Raw genomic sequence first — 19,944 nt, forward strand, 5'->3', positions numbered from 1 at the left:
TTGGGTAAGGGGATATGCAGTAGTTTCTTTTACGGCAAAGGCCAGCCGCCCGGCGTAACGAAATCAGAATCAAGGTTGTTAGAAGAGAGGAGGGTTTCTATGATCACTGCGAAAGATCCCCTATGGACACGATCTTTTGTGATGCTGATGGTAGGGAACCTGTTTGTATTCATGTCATTCCAGATGCTCATCCCGACGCTTCCGCCCTATATCAAATCAATCGGGGCCTCGGGTTTTGAAATCGGACTGGTCACAACATTATTTTCCCTAGGTGCGGTTCTCAGCCGGCCGTTCATCGGTTTCATGCTTGAGTATAAAGAAAGGAAGCCCCTTGTCTTGGGGGGAGCGGCCATGCTCCTTGCCATCACAATCATCTATCCCCTGTCGAGTGTCGTCCTGATCTTCCTGTTGTTCAGGTTCGTTCACGGTCTGGTGTGGGGATGGTCGACGACGGTCAACGGCACGGCGGCCGTGGATGTGGTCCCGAAATCAAGGCTTGGTGAGGGGATGGGCTATTACGGACTGTCGATCACGATAGGCATGATCATCGCCCCGAGTCTTGGAATCTATCTTTACCAGGTTACGACCTTCACGAATCTGATCATCACCTCCGGCATACTGGGGCTCATTGCGGTTCTCCTGCTTGCGATTGTGCGCTATCAGACCCCGAAGGTCGTCAAGGAGACGAAAAAAGAGAACTTGACCTTTTCATACCGGGATTCCCTTATTGAGAAGTCGAGCTGGTTCCCGGCCTTCATTACGATTGTCATCACCTTCGGCTACGGCACGATCGTAACATTCATCGTGATATTCGGAGACGAACGGGGCATCGATCATATCTTCCTGTTCTACCTCTTCAATGCCATCCTGGCGTCGCTCTCTAGGCCGATTGCGGGGAAATGGTTTGATCAGAGGGGGCCGAAGGGGCTTGTTCTGTTCTGCATCGCCGTGACGTTCATCGGAATGTGGGTGCTCTCCTATGCCCATTCGGATGTCATGATCTCCATTGCAGGCGTTTTATTCGGAATCGGTTTCGGCTCCTTGATTCCGACGCTTCAATCCTGGACCCTTTCGTTGACGCCGGAGCACAGGCGAGGTGTCGCAAATGGAATGTTCTTCTCATCCATCGATCTTGGAATCGGGCTGAGTGGGCTGGTATTCGGTGTATTGGCACAGTATATCGAGATCGGGATCTTGTTCCAGATCTCAAGCATTTTCCTGTTGGCTGCCTTTTTTATCGCGATTTTCCACGGGAGGAAGAAGAAATTGGTGCATCAGGCGGCCTCGTAGTTTACGGGTAGCGCGACAGTGGTATGATGATAGGACTATCCCTTTTCGATGCGGCGATGCCGCCATTGGAAGTGGATAGTCCTTTGTTCTGTAATGAATGAAGGTCTATGCGACCATGGTACAAAGGACCATTCGCAAAATGAAAAGGAAATGACATTTTATCACGGTGAAATTCTGTTAGAATGATAGAAATAGATCAGTCTGCGGATGTTGGTTCCGCATTTAACGGAGGATATTATGACAGAAGAAAAACTGCTAATGGAAAAAACATTCCATGAAACATTCACAGGGGACATCGGAAGGAATCTTCATCCCATCGAGGTCCTGGGTGCTGCCTTCGTCGAAGAACAGAAGAATGAGCCTTATGACCTGACCGATATCCGTTTTGCACAAGGGGAAGTCTACTTCCACTGCAAGGATTATGAAGCGGCCATCTTTAAGTGGGAAAACGTACAGAACGAGCGTGAGCCTTGGGCAAAGAAGAATATTGCCGATGCTTATTATGAGCTCGGGATGCTTTCTTCCGCCGAAGATGTATATACGGCCATCCAAACCGAAGGAGTCGTACTGACGATGGAGGTATCCCTGCAATTATTCTCCCTTTATATTGAACGGGAGAAGATTCAGGAAGCATACCGTGTCATCGAGAAGGCACTCGGCATCGATCCGGACTATCCAAATGTCTCCTCGATCGCCCGTGCATTCTACGAGGGCCAGCAGGATTGGAATAATGCCATCGAGCTTGCAGTGAGGGAAGCGCTCCGCACGAAGGACGGCAAATGGTTTTCCGTTCTAGAGGAATACGCGGTCAAAGGGTATACCACATCGTTTGCCCCTGCGTACTTCCACGACCTCCTCATCGCTTCCTATGAGAGCGATTCAAGGCAGTTCCGGGGACTTGTCGCAGCGTTCTGGAACAGCTACAAGGTGGAACCTGCACTGCATATCGAGTGGATGCAGACGATCAATACCATTTTTGAATACGTGCAGATCGAGAACCATGAATCGTGGGATGATATCCTTTCCCTTTATAAGGAATCCTTCAACGGCTTCATGGAGAGCGGTCATCTGATCCATGATCTGCAGCCCTTCATGCCCGGTCTTGTGACAAACTGGCTCAAAGTGAGCCGTGCGGGATCGTCCTTGCTTGCGGCTTCTGCCGTGCTTGCATGGAACGATGTGTTCTCATATTCCCTTGAGCCTGGGGTTGCGGAAGAAGCCGAGGCGCTGCTCATCGAGTCGGCAGAAGATGCCCGCTTCGAGGATGTCCTCCTCTTCCTTAACCGGATCATGGCTTGGTCCGAATCGAATCGTGTACCTGTAGGCTATAAGACAAAATGGATCTCCGAGCAGCTGATGGATTATAGCAGGAACCATATCGTCGTCGCAGGAAGTGTTTCAAGCGGGAAGTCTTCCTTCGTGCAGTCTGTCCTCGGTGAGAGTATCGGGGAATCAGAAGGCTCGACGGTGGTCTACACCTATCATGATCAGCCTGTCGAAGTAAGTGAAATCCATGGAGAAGGCGTTCGCCGCGTGGAGAGCATCGCTGATTTTGAAGAGGTGATGCACAGGGAAGCGTTTGTTGAGTACAAGATCCCTTCAGACTTCCTGAAGAAAAACAGTGCCGTCCTTATTGATGTCCAGGCCGGACAAAGGCATCAGGATGATCTTGCTTCGTTCTATCCTGTGGCAGACGGTCTGCTGTATGTACTGAATGCCGAGGCGCCGTTCAATGCAGAGGATCGTCAAGTGCTGCGCAGGCTGCAGGAAATCGATCAGCCCGTCAAGATCAACTTCCTGTTGAATAAAATGGATAAGGTGGGAGTACATCCGGATGATGTGATCGAATCCGTGGAACGGAAGGCGAAGGAGTGGTTCCCAGAAGCGGAAGTGCTGCCGTATTCGTCCCTTGAGGCCGTTTCCATCCAGCGTACAGGTGTAGAAGCATTCATGACCCGCCATTATGATATGAGTCCTGCGTATATCAAAGCAGAGAGAGGGACGAAGCTCTTCTACCTCGTGCGTAAAACCTTGAAGGATCTGTATTCGATCCGTAAGAATAAAGAAATCGCCTTGAAAGAAAGTATTGCGAAAAATGAAGACATCCTGTCACGACTGAGTGGATTCCACAATCATCTCGGTGATATGCAGGGAGAGAAGATCGCCCTGATCAAAGATTCCTTCCACGAGCGCAAAGAAGCGGTCAAAAAGGAAATCAGGACGGAAATCCCGAATATCCTGCATAAATGCTCCGAGCTGATCAACGAGGAAAGTGACTATAAGAATATCCATACCGAGCTCAATGAAGCGATGAATACAAGGATACAGGAATATCTCCAGAACGACCTCATGCCGAGATACCTCGATTCCCTTCAGGAATGGCTGGCAGCTTCGAAGCATGAACTGCAGGAAAGCCAGGAGTATCTCTACGAAATGAGTTCGACCTTCAATGGTCTGTTCGGGGAAGAGCGCGTCGTCCTTCAATGTGATGATCAGGTGCTCGACGACTGGAGACGGGATGTAAGCCGCATGGGGACGAGGGCACAGATCGATAAGGAGAATATCCTCCTCCGCTTCAAGCCTGCCCAGTTCCTGTTGAAGAGTGCCGGGAAGCTCTTGGGCGTGCTGCCTCAGAACAAGACGCTGCTATATAATCAGTACAAACGATACCTGGAGAATGAGGACTACGGGGATATTACAGAATCCGTAGTGACGAAATTCTTCCTACAGTTCGATCTATTCGAGAAATCGTTGGAACAGGATATCCGCTCCTTCTATGCACAACCTTTCCACCAGCTCTCTTTGACCATCAAAGGGACAGAAGGGGAAATCATGGAGGACAAGGAACTTCTGAGTGAAATAAAGGCGGATCCCGAAAGATATTTCGACCCGATCACATTATTCGAAGTGAAACTTCTGCAATATGAATATATGATGAAGGCAAGCTATCAGCCTTCTCAAAAGTATTCTCGATAAAAAAGTGTGACGAACGTGTTTTAGTCATAGTAAAACCCGAATTTATTTGCCGGCGATAAGGCAAATGAATTCGGGTTTTTAAGTTATGTAAGAACATGACATTTCACTGTCTCCAGCGGTTGATTGGAGTGCAAGACGTAGACTCCTGCGGGAAGAGTAGCTGATGTGAGACCCCGCAGGCTTGCCGAGGAGGCTCACGGGCTACCCGCGGAAAGCGAAGTCTTGCACGGAAATCATGAGCGGTATTAAAAACCTACACTGCTATTGTTCGTCATTGTATGATCACTTTTGTCCTACCCTCTTTTTTATGTGGCAAAGATGGACGTCATGATCCGTTTCAGTGAATTCTCCGTGCGCACTTCCGAGAAGTCCAGTCCAAGATGGATCGCTGTCTGGGCCACTTCGGGGCGGATCCCGGTCATGATCGATTTCACGCCGAGAAGGTTGAGGGCATCCACCAGATGGAACAGTTGCTGTGCGACCATCGTGTCGATGAGAAGGACACCGGAAAGATCGATGATCAGGGTGGAGAGCTGAGATTGTGAGCTCTGCTGAAGCGTTCCTTCCAGTATGCTCCTTGCCCTGGCTGTATCGATATCGCCAATGAGGGGAAGGAGGCCGATTTCATCTGTCAAGGAGATGACGGGCGAGCTCAATTCATTGATGAGATCAGACTGGGCTTGAAGCCTGTCCATGATATAGGTCAAATAATGGGAAGTGAAGCGTTCAAGTACGTAGTCTAGTGAGCTGTTCAGTTGTTCTTCCCAATGGAAGACTTCAGCAACACCGATTTCAAGACCGGACTCGTTGACGAATTTTTTGACGAAGTTCCAATAGACTCTCCTGAAGACGGCTGAATTCCTTACCACTTCATCAAGGGTGGTGGTAGAGCGGCTGCGATCGGCAGCCGTTTTCTTCGTCCACTCATCAATCGCTTCCTTCATCTCTTCTTCTGGGCGGATCAGGCATTTGGCCAAGAGCCTGGCGTAAGTCGCATTCTGCTCTTTAACCCGCTCCTGTACATCCTGGGGTGCCTCGGCGGAATAATGGGAGCCGTACTTCACGCGTTGGCGGGCGGCCCATTCCTCAGTGAAGTGATAGGCATTTTCGTTCAGATACTCATATAGTGCTAGTGAATGTGTCGTCATAAGGCTCTCCTTCGCAAATCTTCTCTACTCATTGTCTATCGAATGTTAGTCTTTGTCAATGAATGGTGCAGGAGGAAAAGAAATGGAGATGGATATATGTTACCATTGGAAGATACTGTTTAAGTAAAGGAGTATAGCATGGAAACGAATCAACCAATCCTCTCATTGCATCAACTGAAGAAAGCCTACAATGGAAAAGAAGTATTAAAAGGTGTAGACCTTGATGTGTTCCCCGGACAGATCATCGGCTACATTGGTCCGAATGGGGCCGGTAAGAGTACAACAGTTAAAATCATCCTCGGACTTGAAGAATATGATGCCGGCTCAGTGAGGCTGTTCGGAGAAGAAATCACCTCTGCGTCGGTTGAATACAAAAAAAGGATAGGGTATGTGCCTGAACTTGCAGACCTGTACGATAATCTCACGGCACAGGAATACTTGACCTTCAGTGGAGAGCTGTATGGGATGGCCCCGGTCGAAGCGGATGAAAAAGCGGAAAAGCTGATGAGCCTCTTCGGGTTGTCCGAGGTGTATCATTCCAGGATTGCATCCTACTCAAAGGGCATGAAACAGAAGACCCTCATTATTGCGAGTCTCCTTCATGATCCGGATATCCTGTTCCTGGATGAGCCGATCAATGGTCTCGACGCCAATTCCGTGATGATCTTCAAAGAACTGCTGGCGCAGCTTGCTGCGGAGGGCAAGACGATTTTTTATTCCTCCCACATCATGGATGTTGTCGAGAAGATCAGCAGTCGCATCATCCTGCTTCATCAAGGGACGGTCGCAGCGAATGGAAGTTTTGAAGAGTTGAAGAATCAGAATCTCGAAGGTTCCCTCGAGGAAATATTCAATCAGCTGACTGGCTTCACCGAGCATAAGGAAACGGCGTCTGAGATCGTTTCGGTCGTAAGGGGAGTGTAGTGATGAGGACATTTCCGACCCTGAAGGTCCTTGATGCATTCAAGGGTTTGTTCGCAATATTCGGCTTTGATTATCCTGTCATCCATAAGATCCTCCAGATGAAGTGGACCATGGACGGCAGGAGGGTGCCCACCATCTTCCAGCAGGGAAAGGTGAAAAATGAAAAGGACGGGAATCGGTTCATCAAATCCCTCTGGGTGTATGCCTTATATGGATTGATCCTGCTTCCGATCCTGTTCTTTGGGGATATGTATCTGTTTCAAATGACGCTGATATTCTCCGTCATCTTCTTCATGACAAGCACATCGATGATCTCTGATTTTTCGGTCGTGATCCTCGATGTGCGCGATTCCACGATCCTTTTCACCAAACCGGTCCAGCGGAAGGATATCTCGATGGCGAAGGCTTTACATGTATTCTTTTACCTGTTCTTCCTGACCGGAGCACTGACGGTCATTCCGCTTGCGGCTTCGTTCTTCTTGAATGGGTTTATCTTTTTCCTTTTGTTCCTGGTTGGTATCGTGCTTCTCGATCTTCTCATCCTGGCCATGACGGCTCTGATGTATTATTATGTTCTGAAGTTTTTTGATGGTGAGAAGCTGAAGGATATGATCAATTATGTCCAGATCGGTCTCTCTGTCGGGATTGCGATAGCCTATCAGCTGGCGGCAAGGGCATTTGATCTCGTGGATGTGAATGTTTCTTTTTCACCGGAGTGGTGGACGGTGCTGATTCCGCCCCTTTGGTTCGGTGCACCGTTTGAATACGTCCTCAACGGGAATCATTCCGCAGTGGTACTGATCATGACCATTCTCTTCGTGCTGGTTCCCCTGGCCGCACTGGTCATCTACATCAAGGCACTTCCCCAGTTCGAGCGCAATCTTCATAAGCTCTCGGCCCAAGCTGGAGGAAGGAAGAGGAGGGTGAAAAGTGATCGTTTCCTTAAGTTGCTTTGCCGGAATCAGGAGGAACGTGCGTTTTACCGATTTGCCCAAAAAATGATGAGGACGGAGAGGGATTTCAAGCTCAAAGTCTATCCTTCATTGGGCTTCGCCCTGATCCTCCCGTTTCTCTTTATTTTCACAAGGCCAGACCTTTCCATCTCGGATCTTCCTGGAAGTAAATCATATCTGGCTGTCTATGCCAGTCTCATCGTTGCCCCGTCCGTCGTGATGATGCTGAATTATTCCGGAAGGCATAAAGGGTCCTGGATCTACAGGGTAGCTCCTGTGACACGGGTGGACTCGGTCTACAGAGGGACATTGAAAGCATTCCTTGTGAAGCTGTTTCTTCCGGTATACATGATTCTGACCCTTGCATGCATCTTCCTCTATGGGCCTGTAATCATACCGGATCTTTTCGTCATCTTCATGGTTGTGTGTATCACGACGGTCCTATGCAGCCTGTGGATGAATCGGGTTCTTCCTTTTTCAGAAAGTTTCGAGGGGATGGCCCAGAGCGAAACCCTTAAAATCATCCCCTTCTTCTTCGTGGGGGGAGCACTGGCGGGTCTGCATTACCTGGTACTCAAGATACCTTTTGGGATCTATGGGTATGCGGTGATTGTCACTGCGGTCAATCTTGTTTGTTGGAAATGGCTGATCAACGGTCGAAATGAGCCGGAACGTCTTTAGGCGTTTCCGGCTTTTTGCCATGCGCGGAAATTCATTCGTATAACACCATTTGCAGCTATAGGCATATACATAGGGAAGAATGGGTAACGTCGAAAAGGGAATGATGATAGAGGACGAAAGGGGAGAGCTTCATGTTCCTTGATTGGTTAGGCGGACTTAATCCTGCTCTACAGGCGCTTTTCGGAGGAACGGTGACTTGGGGACTTACAGCATTGGGGGCCTCTGCGGTCTTCTTTTTCAGAAAGATTGAGAAACATACATTGAATATGATGCTTGGCTTTGCTGCGGGGGTCATGATTGCAGCGTCCTTCTGGTCCCTTCTTGCTCCTTCCATCGAGTTCAGCGAGCAGAACGGGCAGATTCCGTGGCTTGCACCGGCAGTCGGTTTCCTTCTTGGAGGACTTTTCATCCGACTCCTGGATTTTGTCGTCCCCCATCTGCATCTCGGGAATGCATCGGAAAAGGCGGAGGGACCACCGACGAAGTTCAAGAAATCCACGCTCTTATTCCTTGCCATCACGCTTCATAATATTCCGGAAGGCCTTGCCATCGGGGTGGCATTCGGGGCTGCGGCACTCGGCCTTGGCGATGCGACCCTGATCGGGGCCATCGGTCTTGCCATCGGAATCGGGATTCAGAATATGCCGGAAGGGGCAGCATTATCCATTCCTCTCAGAGGAGAAGGGATGTCCCGAAGGCGGGCTTTCAACTACGGTCAGATGTCTGCCATCGTAGAGCCCATTGCGGCAGTCATCGGAGCGGCAGCCGTGCTGATGATCCAGCCGCTCCTTCCGTATGCCTTGGCATTCGCGGCAGGGGCCATGATATTCGTCGTTGTCGAGGAGTTGATACCGGAATCCCAATCTTCAGGAAGCACAGATCTCGCCACCCTGGGTCTGATGGCAGGGTTCGTGGTCATGATGATCCTGGACGTATCATTGGGTTGAGAGAGAGTACCCTGAAATTTCAGGGTGCTTTTTACATGCTTGTCATGGTCGCTTTACCACGAATGGTGTCGGACTATCTGAAAAAAGAGTCAAAAGACCTATTATCGGTGAATCTTTTTGTCATATCATTCAGATTCTTTTATACTATACTATAAAGGGATTCATTTAGTATGAAAGAACTGGTTGGAGGGGATGGAATGAAGCTGATCGCCGAGTCGAAGAAGACACTGAGCATTCTTTTGGTTGCAATCCTTTTCGTGACAGCAAACCAGATTCCTGGAGTACAGCACGTCACGGCGCGCATCGCGACCAACGTGTATATCAACTTTAAGTATGAGCATTTGAAATTATCCTATGATTCAGTCGAATATTCCCCGCAGCTCGGCGACTACTCCGTAGCGTATAAAGACGGGGAGGGGAAGCGGTATGGCTTCATGGTCACTCCGAAAGCCATGCCGATCTTCATCCGCCATGATCCGTTGGAGCCTGCACCAGAATGATTTTGCCCTTTTCCCGCTCTTCCGTTATAATGGACAGGTAATCAATTTCATAAACGTAACCACAAGGGGAGCCTTTTTGCTGAGAGTGAACGGTTGATCCGTTCTGACCCTTTGAACCTGTTAGTTAGCACTAGCGTAGGGATGTGGAAGGTAGTTTTCTGCCTTGTTGTACATACATTCTCCCTAATGGTTTCGTTCATAGAAAAGGGGGATTTTTTTTATGAAGAATATGAAGCTCATCGTCTTGATCGAAGTGGCGATCATGGCGGCCCTGGCCGTCGTGGTCGATCTGATTCCATCCATCAAGCTCACACCGTCGATTTCTTTCAATGTGGCCATGGTGCCGATCTTCCTGTTGGCATTCAGAAGGGGCTTCAAGGCTGCCACCCTGGCCGGGTTCATCTGGGGATTGTTACAGGTCGCCCTCGGGGAAGCCTGGGTCGTTCATCCGGTACAGGTCTTCCTTGAGTATTTCGTGGCTTTCGCCTTTATCGGTGGGGCTGGACTATTCAGCAGCCGGATCCAGAGCGCTGTGCGCGATGGGAGGAAGAAGGGGCTGCTGAGTTGGATGCTTCTCGCTATTTTGGTCGGAAGCGTGGCCCGTTATTTCTGGCATTTCATTGCGGGTGTGTTCTTCTTCGGATATTTGGCGCCGGATAACCTGTCGCCGATTCTGTTTTCATTTGCTGCCAACGGAGCTTCGATGCTCGGTTCGGCGATACTTTGCGCCATTGTTTTATGCGCGCTGGTGGCTACAGCACCCCGACTTGTCAAAGTCGAGGATGGACGTTCCGTCAATCGTAAAGCTGCGTGAGTGTGAAGATCGGCCGAGGCCGGTCTTTTTCTATTGTGCTGGCGGGGGTTTCGCTTGGGGAGAGCAGGGGTAAATGAACAGGAATAGGACTATGGAAGGAGGGGTGATCATGACGGAATATATGCTGGAGGCTGCCCAGGATTGGGGGGTGTGGGGGATTCTCCTCTCCCTCTTCATCGAAGGGAGTGCCTTCCCATTTGTAGGTACGTTATTCATCGTGACCGTCGGGTTCTTGTTGGAACTATCGTGGCTTGAGCTCTTTTTCGTCTCTTTTGCAGGAAGTGCCCTCTACGTCTTAGGGAGCTATATCCCTTACTTCCTTAGTTATAAGCTCGGTGAAAGGGTGGAGGCACGCCTCAGCCCTGAACGCAGGCAAAAGCTTCGGTCTGCACAGGATCAGTTCACGAAGTATGGCATTTGGAGCGTGGCGATCGCGAGTCCTCTGCATCTGGGGAATGTCGTCCCATTTGTTGCAGGGATGTCCAAGATGGATGTGAAACTCTATTCCTTCCTCACCATGCTAGGGATCACGCCCTCCACCTTCCTCCTTCTCAGTTTCGGGAAATTTTACGGAGGAGATCCTGAAACCGTCATGCGTACAATCGATCATTATCAAAACCTCGTGGTCGGCGCTATCATCGCTGCCACGGTCGTATATGTCCTCTATAAATGGAAGTGGAAGCCCCTCAGGAAAAAAAGTTCCGTCACAGACGGCGGACCCTCTTCGATAAAGAACGATGATGAGTCCTCATTGCGAACATAATTCCTTTCCTTTAAACTAAACCTATTCTTAAATCAATCGTGTGGAGAGATTCTATGGAAGCAAAAATGATGCGAAGATACGATATCATGGAGGTATGCCTCCTTGCAGGGAAAATCATGCTGCAAAGCGGCGCTGAAACGTACAGGGTGGAAGATACCATGATGCGGATCGCAGCCTCCTACGGGATCAAGGAATCCCACAGTTATGTGACGCCCACGGGTATCATCTTTTCAATTGAAACAGAAGAACCGACCAAGACGAAATTGATCAGGATCAACGAGCGCTCCACGGACCTTGAGAAAGTGACGCTCGTCAATAGCCTCTCCAGGCAGATCAGCAAAGGGCATCTGTCTGTGGAAGAGGCCTTTCATGCGCTTGAGAAGCTGGATGAATCGGATCTTTCCTATCCGTTCAAGCTTCAGCTCCTGGCAGCCACCATTGCGAGCGGCTGTTTCCTGATCATGTTCCTTGGATCCTGGAATGACTTTATCCCGGCAGCCATTACGGGCGGTGTCGGTTACATCTGCCTGATCTATTTCCAACGGGTCGTACCGATCAAGTTCTTCTCCGAGTTCTTGGCTAGTCTGATCATCGGCATGCTTGCCTTTGGATTCGTCCAGTCAGGTATCGGGCATCAGCTGGATAAAATCGTCATCGGCTCCGTCATGCCCTTGGTACCGGGGCTGTTGATCACCAACGCCGTCAGGGATTTGATGGCAGGTCATCTTGTATCCGGCCTGAGCAAAGGGGCAGAAGCGTTTCTGACGGCGTTCGCCATCGGTGGCGGGGTTGCGGTTGTCTTCACATTGTTGTAACGGAAGGGGAATGAAGAGTGATGTTTGTTGTTGAACATATGGTGACGAGCTTCATTTCGGCTGCCGCTTTCGGAATCATCTTCAATGCTCCGAAGCAATCGCTGTTCAAATGCGGCATCGTCGGGATGCTCGGATGGATGATCTATATCGTCCTGTTCACCTTTGAAATCGATACCGTCATTGCCACGCTTGCGGCTTCGTTCGTCGTGGCGGTGGTATCGCAGATATTTGCCAAGATGTACAAAACCCCGGTGATCATCTTCAGTGTTGCCGGGATCATCCCCCTTGTTCCGGGGGGCATCGCTTATGATGCCATGAGGAACTTTGTCCAGAATGATTACAATATGGCCATGAACCTCGCAGCTAAAGCATTCATGATCTCAGGGTCGATTGCAATCGGTCTCGTCTTCTCCGAGGTCATCAATCAGGTGATCCGAAACGCAAAGCTCAGTTCCTCTGCGCGCAGGATGAGATGAAACATTATAGAGAAGAAGAGGGTGCCGGTCGCGGCACCCTCTTTTCCTACTTATTCGCTTTTCCTTTCGAAACCGAGATAGCGAGTGCCCTGGAAGGTAAGGAGTCCTTCGTCACCTTCTGCAAGCATGCCGTATTCTGGGCCCTTGACGTGCATCTCCATCCGATCGCCGCTTTCCACTTGAAATGTCATGTAATAGCTGGTGTGTGCCCGCGAATCTCCGCCGCCGCCGTGAACCTCTGTCCGCTTCGACACGACTTCGGCCCTGGATGACAGGCGCGGAGACTGATTGTTCCTACTCCATTCGCCCACACCTTTGAAAACCTGAATCAAGATAACACCTAATATAACGACGAAACCTATCCCTACTAGGACCGGCACGACGTCGAACATGATATCGCCTGTCTCGCCCATAGCTTCTCCCCCTTATCAGTTGCACGATAAAATAGTATACGAAAACAACGTCAAGAAAGTTTCATTCTGGGTCACTGAGGCATTGGGGCGCAGGTGGAGAGAAAAAGGACATTGGGCAAATCTTTCGGCTTCCGTACAATCAAAAAACACGCTATGATGAAAGGAACGATATTTCGGTATTGCCGGCGTTTCCTCCACATCCGGGCGCAGGTATGAAGGGAGTACATATGAAGGTCATACATTTTCTGAAGCCTTATCGCATGGCCATGGCTGTAGCGTGGCTGTTCATGCTCACAGAACTCGCTGTGGAGCTTTTCAACCCATTATTCATGGCGAAGATCATTGATGACGGAGTCATGACCGGGGATCTGGATCTCGTGCTGAAATGGGGTGCCATCATGGTGGCCATGTCCTTATTCGCATTCCTCTCCGGCATCGCCAATTCTTTTTTCGCAGCCCATACCAGTCAGGGCTTCGGGTATGATTTGAGAGGGGCCCTTTATGAAAAGGTCCAGTCATTCTCCAAATCGAGCTTTCAACACCTTCCCGCGTCTTCCCTCATCACGAGGATGACCAATGATGTCAGGCAGATTCAAAATACCATTTTCATGAGTCTCCGGATCATGCTGAGGGCTCCACTCCTGGTCGTGGGGTCCACCATCATGGCCCTCTTGGTGAATGCCAGGCTCACCTTGATCCTGCTCGTGATCATCCCTGTGCTGTGGCTATTCCTCGTCTGGGTCCTCAAAAAGGGCTGGGGCTTGTTCGGGAAGGTTCAGATCCGTCTTGACCGGGTGAATGAAGTCATGAAAGAGAACCTCTCAGGCATGAGACTGATCAAGGCATATACTCGGGGGCAATATGAAGAATCCCGTTTTGGTGAAGCCAATGATTCCCTCAAGGATCGAACGATGACAGCCCTCCGCTTCATGGAAATCATCATGCCTTTACTGATGCTCGTTATGAACATGGCCCTCCTGTATATCCTTTGGCATGGCAGTGAACGAGTTGCGGCTGGAGGAGTACAAGTAGGGGAAGTGGTTGCCATTGTCACCTATGTAACCCGGATTTCATCGGTGTTCTCCATCTTCTCGTTCATCATCACTAGCTTTTCACGTGCGAAGGCATCATCGGGCCGGGTGGGGGAAGTATTGAACACCACTGTCGATATTACGGATCATGAAGGGGCAGCAGGTCAGGTGGTAAAAGGGGAGGTTGTATTCAAGGATGTTTCCTTCCGGTACCCTGGCACGGATGAATACGCCCTAGAGGATGTTACATTCACCCTTCAGTCCGGTGAGACGATGGCAGTACTCGGGGCGACTGGTTCCGGTAAGACGTCCATGTTCCAGCTGATCCCGAGGCTGTACGACCCTCAATCCGGTGAAATTGAAATCGATGGCCAGCCCCTGGGAAGCATCCCTCTGAATACGCTCAGGACTTCAATCGGCTTCGTCCCTCAGGAAGCCGTCTTATTCTCGGGGACCATTGCCGAAAATCTTCTCTGGGGAAAAGAAGGCGCATCACAAGAAGAGATGGAACAGGCGGCAAAGGACGCTCAGATCCACGATACCATCAGCCAGCTCCCGCGGGGATATGAAACGGTTCTCGGCCAAAAAGGTGTGAATCTTTCCGGGGGTCAAAAGCAGCGCCTTTCCATTGCGCGTGCTTTGATCAGAAAGCCGGCAATCCTCATGCTCGACGACAGTACGAGTGCCTTGGATATGAAAACCGAGGCGAAGCTCATTCATGCGCTAAAAGGGTATGAATGCACAACCATGATCATCACCCAAAAGGTAGGGACCGCCATAGGGGCGGATATCATCCTTCTCCTTGAAGACGGAAAGCTGATCGCCCATGGTAATCACCAATCACTTATGACAGACTCCCCGTTGTACCGCGAAATTTACCAATCTCAGTTCGGAGAGGAGGGGCAGCATGTCAAGACACGTTAGAAAGAAGCTGGGGAAACATGATAAAGCGAAGGATATGAAAGGCACCCTGCATAGGATCTGGGATTACCTTTCACGCCAGCGGGTGCTTCTCTATATGGTCATCGTCATGGTGGTCATCAGTTCCGCTGCATCGCTCCTCGGTCCGTTCCTTGTAGGGAAGGCCATCGATGACTATGTCGTCACGCGTGAAATTACCGGACTCGGACGTTTGCTCATCGCCCTGATCCTGATCTATATTCTTCACTCCATCTCTGTGTGGTTCCAAAACTATTGGATGATCGGGATTGCGCAGGAAACGGTACACCGGATGAGGAAAGATTTGTTCCACCAGCTGCATCAGCTTTCGATCCCATTCTTCGATAAGAGGAAGCACGGGGAGTTGATGAGTCGTGTGACAAACGATATCGATAACGTAAGTGCCACGCTGAATAGTTCGTTCATTCAGATCATTTCAAGTTTCCTGACCCTCCTTGGGACCATATCGGTCATGCTATGGTTGAGCCCTCTGTTGACGTTGATCACACTGACGGTCGTGCCCCTCATGGTATTCGGCATGAAGTGGATCACGAAGAGGACGGGTCCCCTTTTCAAGGAATACCAAGGAAATATCGGTGAACTGAACGGATACATCGAGGAGACGATTTCCGGTCACAGCATCATCAAAACCTTCTCCCGTGAAGAGACCGCCATACAGGAATTCAAGGAAAAGAACGAAAAGCTGAGGAAGGCCGGTTTTTGGGCCGACACGTATTCGGGGTTCATCCCGAAGCTCATGAATGTATTGAACAACTTGAGTTTTGCCGTCATTGCCGGGATCGGAGGGCTCTTTGCCATCAAGGGCTACATCACGATCGGGGTCATTGTCATTTTTGCAGAGTATGCGAGGCAATTCACCAGGCCGCTGAATGAGCTGGCGAATCAGTATAATACGCTCCTCTCGGCCATTGCCGGTGCCGAAAGGGTTTTCCAGATCATTGATGAGGAACCTGAGGCAGTCGATGAAGCGGACGCGGTGGAACTGTCCGAAGTGACTGGTGAAGTGGTCTTTGATCATGTTTCCTTTGGGTATAGCGAAGACGAGATGATCCTCGATGATGTTTCATTTGTAATTTCGCCAGGAGAAACCGTAGCGCTTGTCGGCCCGACTGGAGCCGGCAAGACGACTATCACGAATCTGATTTCCAGATTCTACGAACGGAATGCAGGTGACATCCTCATAGATGGGGTGGACCTGTCTTCGGTTAAGCGGAAGAGCCTCCGCTCGCATATGGGGTTCGTCCTGCAGGACAGCCTCCTGTTCCAAGGCACCATCATGGAGAACATCCGATATGGACGCCTGGATGCGACAGATGAAGAAGTGGAGGAGGCGGCAAAACTGGCCAATGCTCACTCCTTTATCAGGAAGCTTCCCGGAGGTTATCATACGGTGTTGAGCGAGGGGAGTATCAGTCAGGGGCAGAAGCAGCTGCTGTCCATTGCGAGGGCAATCCTCTCCGATCCGTCCATCCTTGTTCTGGATGAGGCTACGAGCAGCATTGATACAATCACGGAAATGAAGATACAAGAAGCGCTGAAACGATTGATGGAAGGACGCACAAGTGTCGTTGTGGCACACCGGTTGAATACGATACGGCAGGCAGATCAGATTCTTGTTCTGGACGGTGGGAAAATCATTGAACGCGGTTCACACGATCACCTGATCAAGCTGGATGGATTTTATGCGGGTCTCTATCATAGTCAGCTGAAGGAAAGTATATAAAAAAGAACCCGAAGCGGATCCCGCTTCGGGTTCTTTTACATCGGAGTAGGCGGTCATCCCGACCGGTCTGCTCCCACGCTCTCTATTATGGAGAAAAGCGTGCATGTAACTTGCAACATCACAAGTGAATATAGTTGATTTCCTATACGTTTAAGATAATTTAAACAGCCGCGGGCAATTCTTCTTAGTCGCTTGATCTACCTAAACGACGTAAGCCCTACCTCTCTTACATCCTAACGGCTCCGAAGCCGATCCAGTGTGAATAAGTTGTTTTTGTCAAACAACTGGAGAATTACAGATTATCTTCTCTATCGTTCGAAAGTATGTTACAAGTCTACAATCACTAATAATAACATGCACTTCATACTCTGTCAATAGCCTCTGCTGTTTAAAGATCCAAGGTCTGTGGAGAATCTTCTTCGTTATTCATGAGTCTGACCCCCACGGGTTCGATCTTGAGGACGACTAGATTTGGATCTTCCGGACCGTCGAACCAATTTTTCATGTGATCATTCCATATTTTCTTCTTGTAAGCCTCAGATTGTTCAACGGAGGCTTTTCCCTCTATCTCCACGAATGTATCGCCATATCCTTCGCCGTCGTAGCCGAGTAGGATATGAACATTTGGGTTTTCTTCGATCTCATCGGTCTTTTCGGTCTTCTTACTTGTTGGTGTGTACAGGACCAGGTCCTCGTGATAATAGGTCATATAGCGGGAATAAGGTTTGTTATCCTTTACAGTCGCAAGTGTTCCCACTTTGCTTTCGTCCAACACCTTCAATACTTGCTCTTTCACTTCATTCTGTGACACGATCCCATCTCCTTTTCGATTCATCATCTTATGTCTTTACTATTCCTTTTTTTAACTAGGATTAAACATGCGTGATTGGTTGGGGGATAGGGAATAGTGTAAAAAAACATACAGGAGGAATCGCAATGACAGTCGTGCCGGAAGACATTTCAACTATTTGCAGGAAGAGAATGGAGTCTTTTGACTGTGAAGGATTCGTCAATGGACGGGGACCTCAGGAGCCTATCCTCATGATCGTAGGGGAAGCGCCCGGTGAAACGGAAATACATAATGGAGTCCCCTTCAGCGGCAGGGCCGGGAAGGTACTGGATGAATTCTTTCGCTACGTGGGAGTGGACAGGAAGGATATTTATTTCACCTCCACCGTGCGGAGTCGTCCATTCAAGCGCGTGGATAAAGTGAGGAAGGACGGAAGGGTCGAAAGGAAATGGGTTAACCGGGCCCCGAACAGGAAGGAACAGCTCGCTCATGCGGCAATCCTGGATTATGAAATGGCCCACGTACGGCCAAAGCAGATTGTGACCCTTGGGAATATTGGTCTCCAGAGGCTTGCGGGAAGGGAATATAGCATCTCGTCCGTTCATGGCACCCCTATCCGGACCAAAGTGAAGTGCCTGAAGGATTATGACCGCAGGGAGTGGGGGGAAACGGAGGAAGAGTACTCTCTCTTTCCGACGTTCCATCCCGCCTCGATCTTTTATAATCGTTCCCTGGAAAAAGATATTTACCGGGACCTGGACCAGCTCAGGCAGATCCTCTCGGATAAAGGGGTCTTTTAGCTGTGATCCATCTTTTCCTTGGCCATCTTGATGAGTTCCTGGACCATCCTACCGCCGAGTTGTCCACCGACTTTCCCGTTTTCAGCAGACGATAGATGCCCATTGTAGCCTTTTTGGAGGGGAACCCCCACTTCCCTTGCTGCTTCAAACTTGGCATCTGACGGATGGTCTGCACCGGAAATTCTCGCCTTCATTTCATTGAGGGCGTCCCGGGAACCTGGGACCAAAAGCTTGCGTTTCGACATGTTTTCACCCCCTTCATCCTATTTTCCCCAAAAAAATTAATGGCATGTGAGGTATTGTTACACAAGGGTTTTCAGCAGTTCGGCCATTAGGTGGAAATAAAAAAAGATTGTCTATATTGTGTCAGATAAAATATAATTCATAATAGTTAGATAAATCAAAAAGATAACAGGGGGACAAAGAATGACGGAATTTGTAGGAAGCGTTGTCGACGTATTATGGTCACCGGTCATGATTTATTTTTGTTTAGGTGTGGGACTATTATTTTCGATCTTAACAAAATTCGTACAGGTCCGATTCTTGAAGGACATGGTCAAGCTGATGTTTGAAGGAGGCAGCTCCAAGGAAGGGGTATCATCCTTCCAGGCCCTCGCCCTCTCGCTCTCTGGACGTGTAGGTACAGGGAATATTGCCGGAACGGCAACAGCCATCGGATTCGGTGGTCCGGGTGCCGTATTCTGGATGTGGGCCATCGCCTTCATCGGTTCGGCCAGTGCTTTTATTGAATCCACCCTTGCGCAGATCTATAAAGAAAAGCGTGATGGTGAATACAGGGGAGGACCAGCTTATTATATCGAGAAGGGAATCGGTTGGAAGTGGTACGCCGTCCTGTTCTCCATCGCCACGCTGATCGCCATGAGCATCCTGATGCCGGGGATCCAATCCAACTCCATCGCCCTTGGACTTGAGAATGCATTCGGATTGAGTACGACTGTCACGGGTATCGGTCTTATCGTGCTCCTTGGCGTCATCATTCTCGGAGGGGTGAAAAGGATCGCGGGGGTGGCTTCCTATGTGGTGCCGTTCATGGCCATAGGATATATCCTTCTTTCCCTTGTGATCGTCGGGGTGAATTTCCAAGCGATACCAGATGTCTTCTCTTTGATCTTCAGCAGTGCCTTCGGTGCGAACTCCATCTTTGGAGGGATCCTGGGTTCAGCTATTTCATGGGGGGTAAAACGCGGTATCTACTCCAATGAAGCCGGTCAGGGTACTGGACCCCATGCAGCAGCTGCGGCTGAAGTGTCCCACCCTGCCAAGCAGGGACTCGTGCAAGCGGCATCGGTTTATATCGATACGCTTCTCGTTTGTACAGCGACGGCCTTCATGATCCTGTTCACGGGCTCCTATAATACGGTTGCGCCTGATGAGTCCACGATCGTCTCCAATCTTGAAGGGGTGGAAGCGGGCCCGGCTTACACTCAAGCGGCCATTGAAACGGTCATTCCTGGATTCGGTGCCGGATTCGTAGCCGTTGCGTTGTTCTTCTTCGCTTTTACAACAATCATGGCCTATTATTACATGGCTGAGACCAATATCGCCTACTTGATGAAGGGAAGAAGCGCCAAAGTTGGAATGATGGTCCTCAAAGTCGTCATTCTTGCTGCAACCTTCTATGGAGCCGTAAAAGAAGCAGCCCTTGCGTGGGCGCTGGGTGATATCGGACTTGGCATCATGGTCTGGCTCAATCTGATTGCCATTCTGATCCTGGCCAAACCTGCCCTTGCTGCTCTCAAAGATTATGAACAACAGAAGAAGCAGGGACTTGACCCCGTGTATAATTCCAAGAAAATGGGCGTGAAAAATGCCGAGTTCTGGGAAGGGGACTACAAGTACGATAAGAATAAAGAAAACGCATCTTGATGAAAAAGCATAGAACCCGTCACGGGTTCTATGCTTTTTTATAGGAAGTAAAG

The 19,944-nt window shown here is 49.7% G+C and carries 18 protein-coding genes and 1 riboswitch; of the genes, 14 read left to right on the forward strand and 4 right to left on the reverse strand.

Annotation, left to right across the window (positions count from 1 at the left end):
• Nucleotides 1-99: 99 nt before the first annotated feature.
• Nucleotides 100-1,290 carry an MFS transporter gene (locus K6T23_RS02335; protein WP_238283507.1) on the forward strand — a complete coding sequence of 397 codons (1,191 nt, stop codon included), beginning with the start codon at nt 100-102 and terminating at the stop codon, nt 1,288-1,290.
• 237 nt (nt 1,291-1,527) lie between these two features.
• Nucleotides 1,528-4,266 carry a GTP-binding protein gene (locus K6T23_RS02340; RefSeq protein ID WP_238283508.1) on the forward strand — a complete coding sequence of 913 codons (2,739 nt, stop codon included), beginning with the start codon at nt 1,528-1,530 and terminating at the stop codon, nt 4,264-4,266.
• A 305-nt stretch (nt 4,267-4,571) separates the two neighbouring features.
• Here K6T23_RS02340 and K6T23_RS02345 read toward each other — a convergent pair whose 3' ends face one another.
• Nucleotides 4,572-5,414: an STAS domain-containing protein gene (locus K6T23_RS02345; RefSeq protein WP_238283509.1), complete on the reverse strand. Its 843-nt coding sequence runs from the start codon at nt 5,412-5,414 to the stop codon at nt 4,572-4,574.
• Between the two features lie 138 nt (nt 5,415-5,552).
• Here K6T23_RS02345 and K6T23_RS02350 point away from each other — a divergent pair, with 138 nt between their 5' ends.
• The 8 genes from K6T23_RS02350 to K6T23_RS02385 all read left to right on the forward strand — a co-directional run bounded on the left by K6T23_RS02350 (nt 5,553) and on the right by K6T23_RS02385 (nt 12,287).
• The gene (locus K6T23_RS02350; RefSeq protein WP_053428874.1) at nt 5,553-6,338 is read left to right on the forward strand and encodes an ABC transporter ATP-binding protein; all 786 of its coding nucleotides are present in this window, start codon (nt 5,553-5,555) and stop codon (nt 6,336-6,338) included.
• 2 nt (nt 6,339-6,340) lie between these two features.
• On the forward strand, nt 6,341-7,972 hold the full coding sequence (locus K6T23_RS02355) for a hypothetical protein (RefSeq protein ID WP_238283510.1): 1,632 nt from the start codon (nt 6,341-6,343) through the stop codon (nt 7,970-7,972).
• A gap of 131 nt (nt 7,973-8,103) precedes the next feature.
• Nucleotides 8,104-8,919, forward strand: coding sequence for a ZIP family metal transporter (locus K6T23_RS02360; RefSeq protein WP_053428872.1), 816 nt, complete (start codon nt 8,104-8,106; stop codon nt 8,917-8,919).
• 197 nt (nt 8,920-9,116) lie between these two features.
• On the forward strand, nt 9,117-9,419 hold the full coding sequence (locus K6T23_RS02365; RefSeq protein ID WP_056532617.1) for a hypothetical protein: 303 nt from the start codon (nt 9,117-9,119) through the stop codon (nt 9,417-9,419).
• A gap of 54 nt (nt 9,420-9,473) precedes the next feature.
• Nucleotides 9,474-9,578: riboswitch (TPP riboswitch) on the forward strand.
• 61 nt (nt 9,579-9,639) lie between these two features.
• Nucleotides 9,640-10,233, forward strand: coding sequence for an energy-coupled thiamine transporter ThiT (gene thiT / locus K6T23_RS02370; protein WP_238283511.1), 594 nt, complete (start codon nt 9,640-9,642; stop codon nt 10,231-10,233).
• Between the two features lie 109 nt (nt 10,234-10,342).
• Complete coding sequence (locus K6T23_RS02375) at nt 10,343-10,996, forward strand: DedA family protein (protein ID WP_162244080.1); 654 nt, start codon at nt 10,343-10,345, stop codon at nt 10,994-10,996.
• A gap of 53 nt (nt 10,997-11,049) precedes the next feature.
• Nucleotides 11,050-11,811 carry a threonine/serine exporter family protein gene (locus K6T23_RS02380; RefSeq protein ID WP_053428868.1) on the forward strand — a complete coding sequence of 254 codons (762 nt, stop codon included), beginning with the start codon at nt 11,050-11,052 and terminating at the stop codon, nt 11,809-11,811.
• Between the two features lie 20 nt (nt 11,812-11,831).
• A complete protein-coding gene (locus K6T23_RS02385) occupies nt 11,832-12,287 on the forward strand; it encodes a threonine/serine exporter family protein (RefSeq protein WP_053428867.1) in 456 nt (151 codons plus the stop codon).
• 50 nt (nt 12,288-12,337) lie between these two features.
• On the opposite strand, the gene K6T23_RS02390 is transcribed toward K6T23_RS02385, so the two are convergent.
• Complete coding sequence (locus tag K6T23_RS02390; RefSeq protein ID WP_238283512.1) at nt 12,338-12,700, reverse strand: DUF2500 domain-containing protein; 363 nt, start codon at nt 12,698-12,700, stop codon at nt 12,338-12,340.
• Nucleotides 12,701-12,927: 227 nt separating this feature from the next.
• Here K6T23_RS02390 and K6T23_RS02395 point away from each other — a divergent pair, with 227 nt between their 5' ends.
• Both K6T23_RS02395 and K6T23_RS02400 read left to right on the forward strand, forming a co-directional pair.
• A complete protein-coding gene (locus tag K6T23_RS02395; protein ID WP_238283513.1) occupies nt 12,928-14,655 on the forward strand; it encodes an ABC transporter ATP-binding protein in 1,728 nt (575 codons plus the stop codon).
• Complete coding sequence (locus tag K6T23_RS02400; RefSeq protein WP_238283514.1) at nt 14,639-16,414, forward strand: ABC transporter ATP-binding protein; 1,776 nt, start codon at nt 14,639-14,641, stop codon at nt 16,412-16,414. Before K6T23_RS02395 ends, K6T23_RS02400 begins: the two co-directional genes overlap by 17 nt.
• Nucleotides 16,415-16,802: 388 nt before the next feature.
• On the opposite strand, the gene K6T23_RS02405 is transcribed toward K6T23_RS02400, so the two are convergent.
• Nucleotides 16,803-17,225, reverse strand: a complete 423-nt coding sequence (locus K6T23_RS02405) for a pyridoxamine 5'-phosphate oxidase family protein (protein ID WP_238283515.1) — start codon at nt 17,223-17,225, stop codon at nt 16,803-16,805.
• A gap of 125 nt (nt 17,226-17,350) precedes the next feature.
• Between K6T23_RS02405 and K6T23_RS02410 the strand changes: the two genes are divergently transcribed.
• The gene (locus K6T23_RS02410) at nt 17,351-18,004 is read left to right on the forward strand and encodes a uracil-DNA glycosylase (protein ID WP_238283516.1); all 654 of its coding nucleotides are present in this window, start codon (nt 17,351-17,353) and stop codon (nt 18,002-18,004) included.
• Here the strand turns inward: K6T23_RS02410 and K6T23_RS02415 are convergent.
• Nucleotides 18,001-18,249: an alpha/beta-type small acid-soluble spore protein gene (locus tag K6T23_RS02415; protein WP_056532642.1), complete on the reverse strand. Its 249-nt coding sequence runs from the start codon at nt 18,247-18,249 to the stop codon at nt 18,001-18,003. The genes K6T23_RS02410 and K6T23_RS02415 overlap by 4 nt on opposite strands.
• Nucleotides 18,250-18,430: 181 nt before the next feature.
• Between K6T23_RS02415 and K6T23_RS02420 the strand changes: the two genes are divergently transcribed.
• Complete coding sequence (locus K6T23_RS02420; RefSeq protein WP_056532645.1) at nt 18,431-19,891, forward strand: alanine/glycine:cation symporter family protein; 1,461 nt, start codon at nt 18,431-18,433, stop codon at nt 19,889-19,891.
• Nucleotides 19,892-19,944: the final 53 nt, after the last annotated feature.

The organism is Rossellomorea marisflavi (assembly GCF_022170785.1).
Classification (GTDB): Bacteria; Bacillota; Bacilli; order Bacillales; family Bacillaceae_B; genus Rossellomorea; species Rossellomorea marisflavi_B.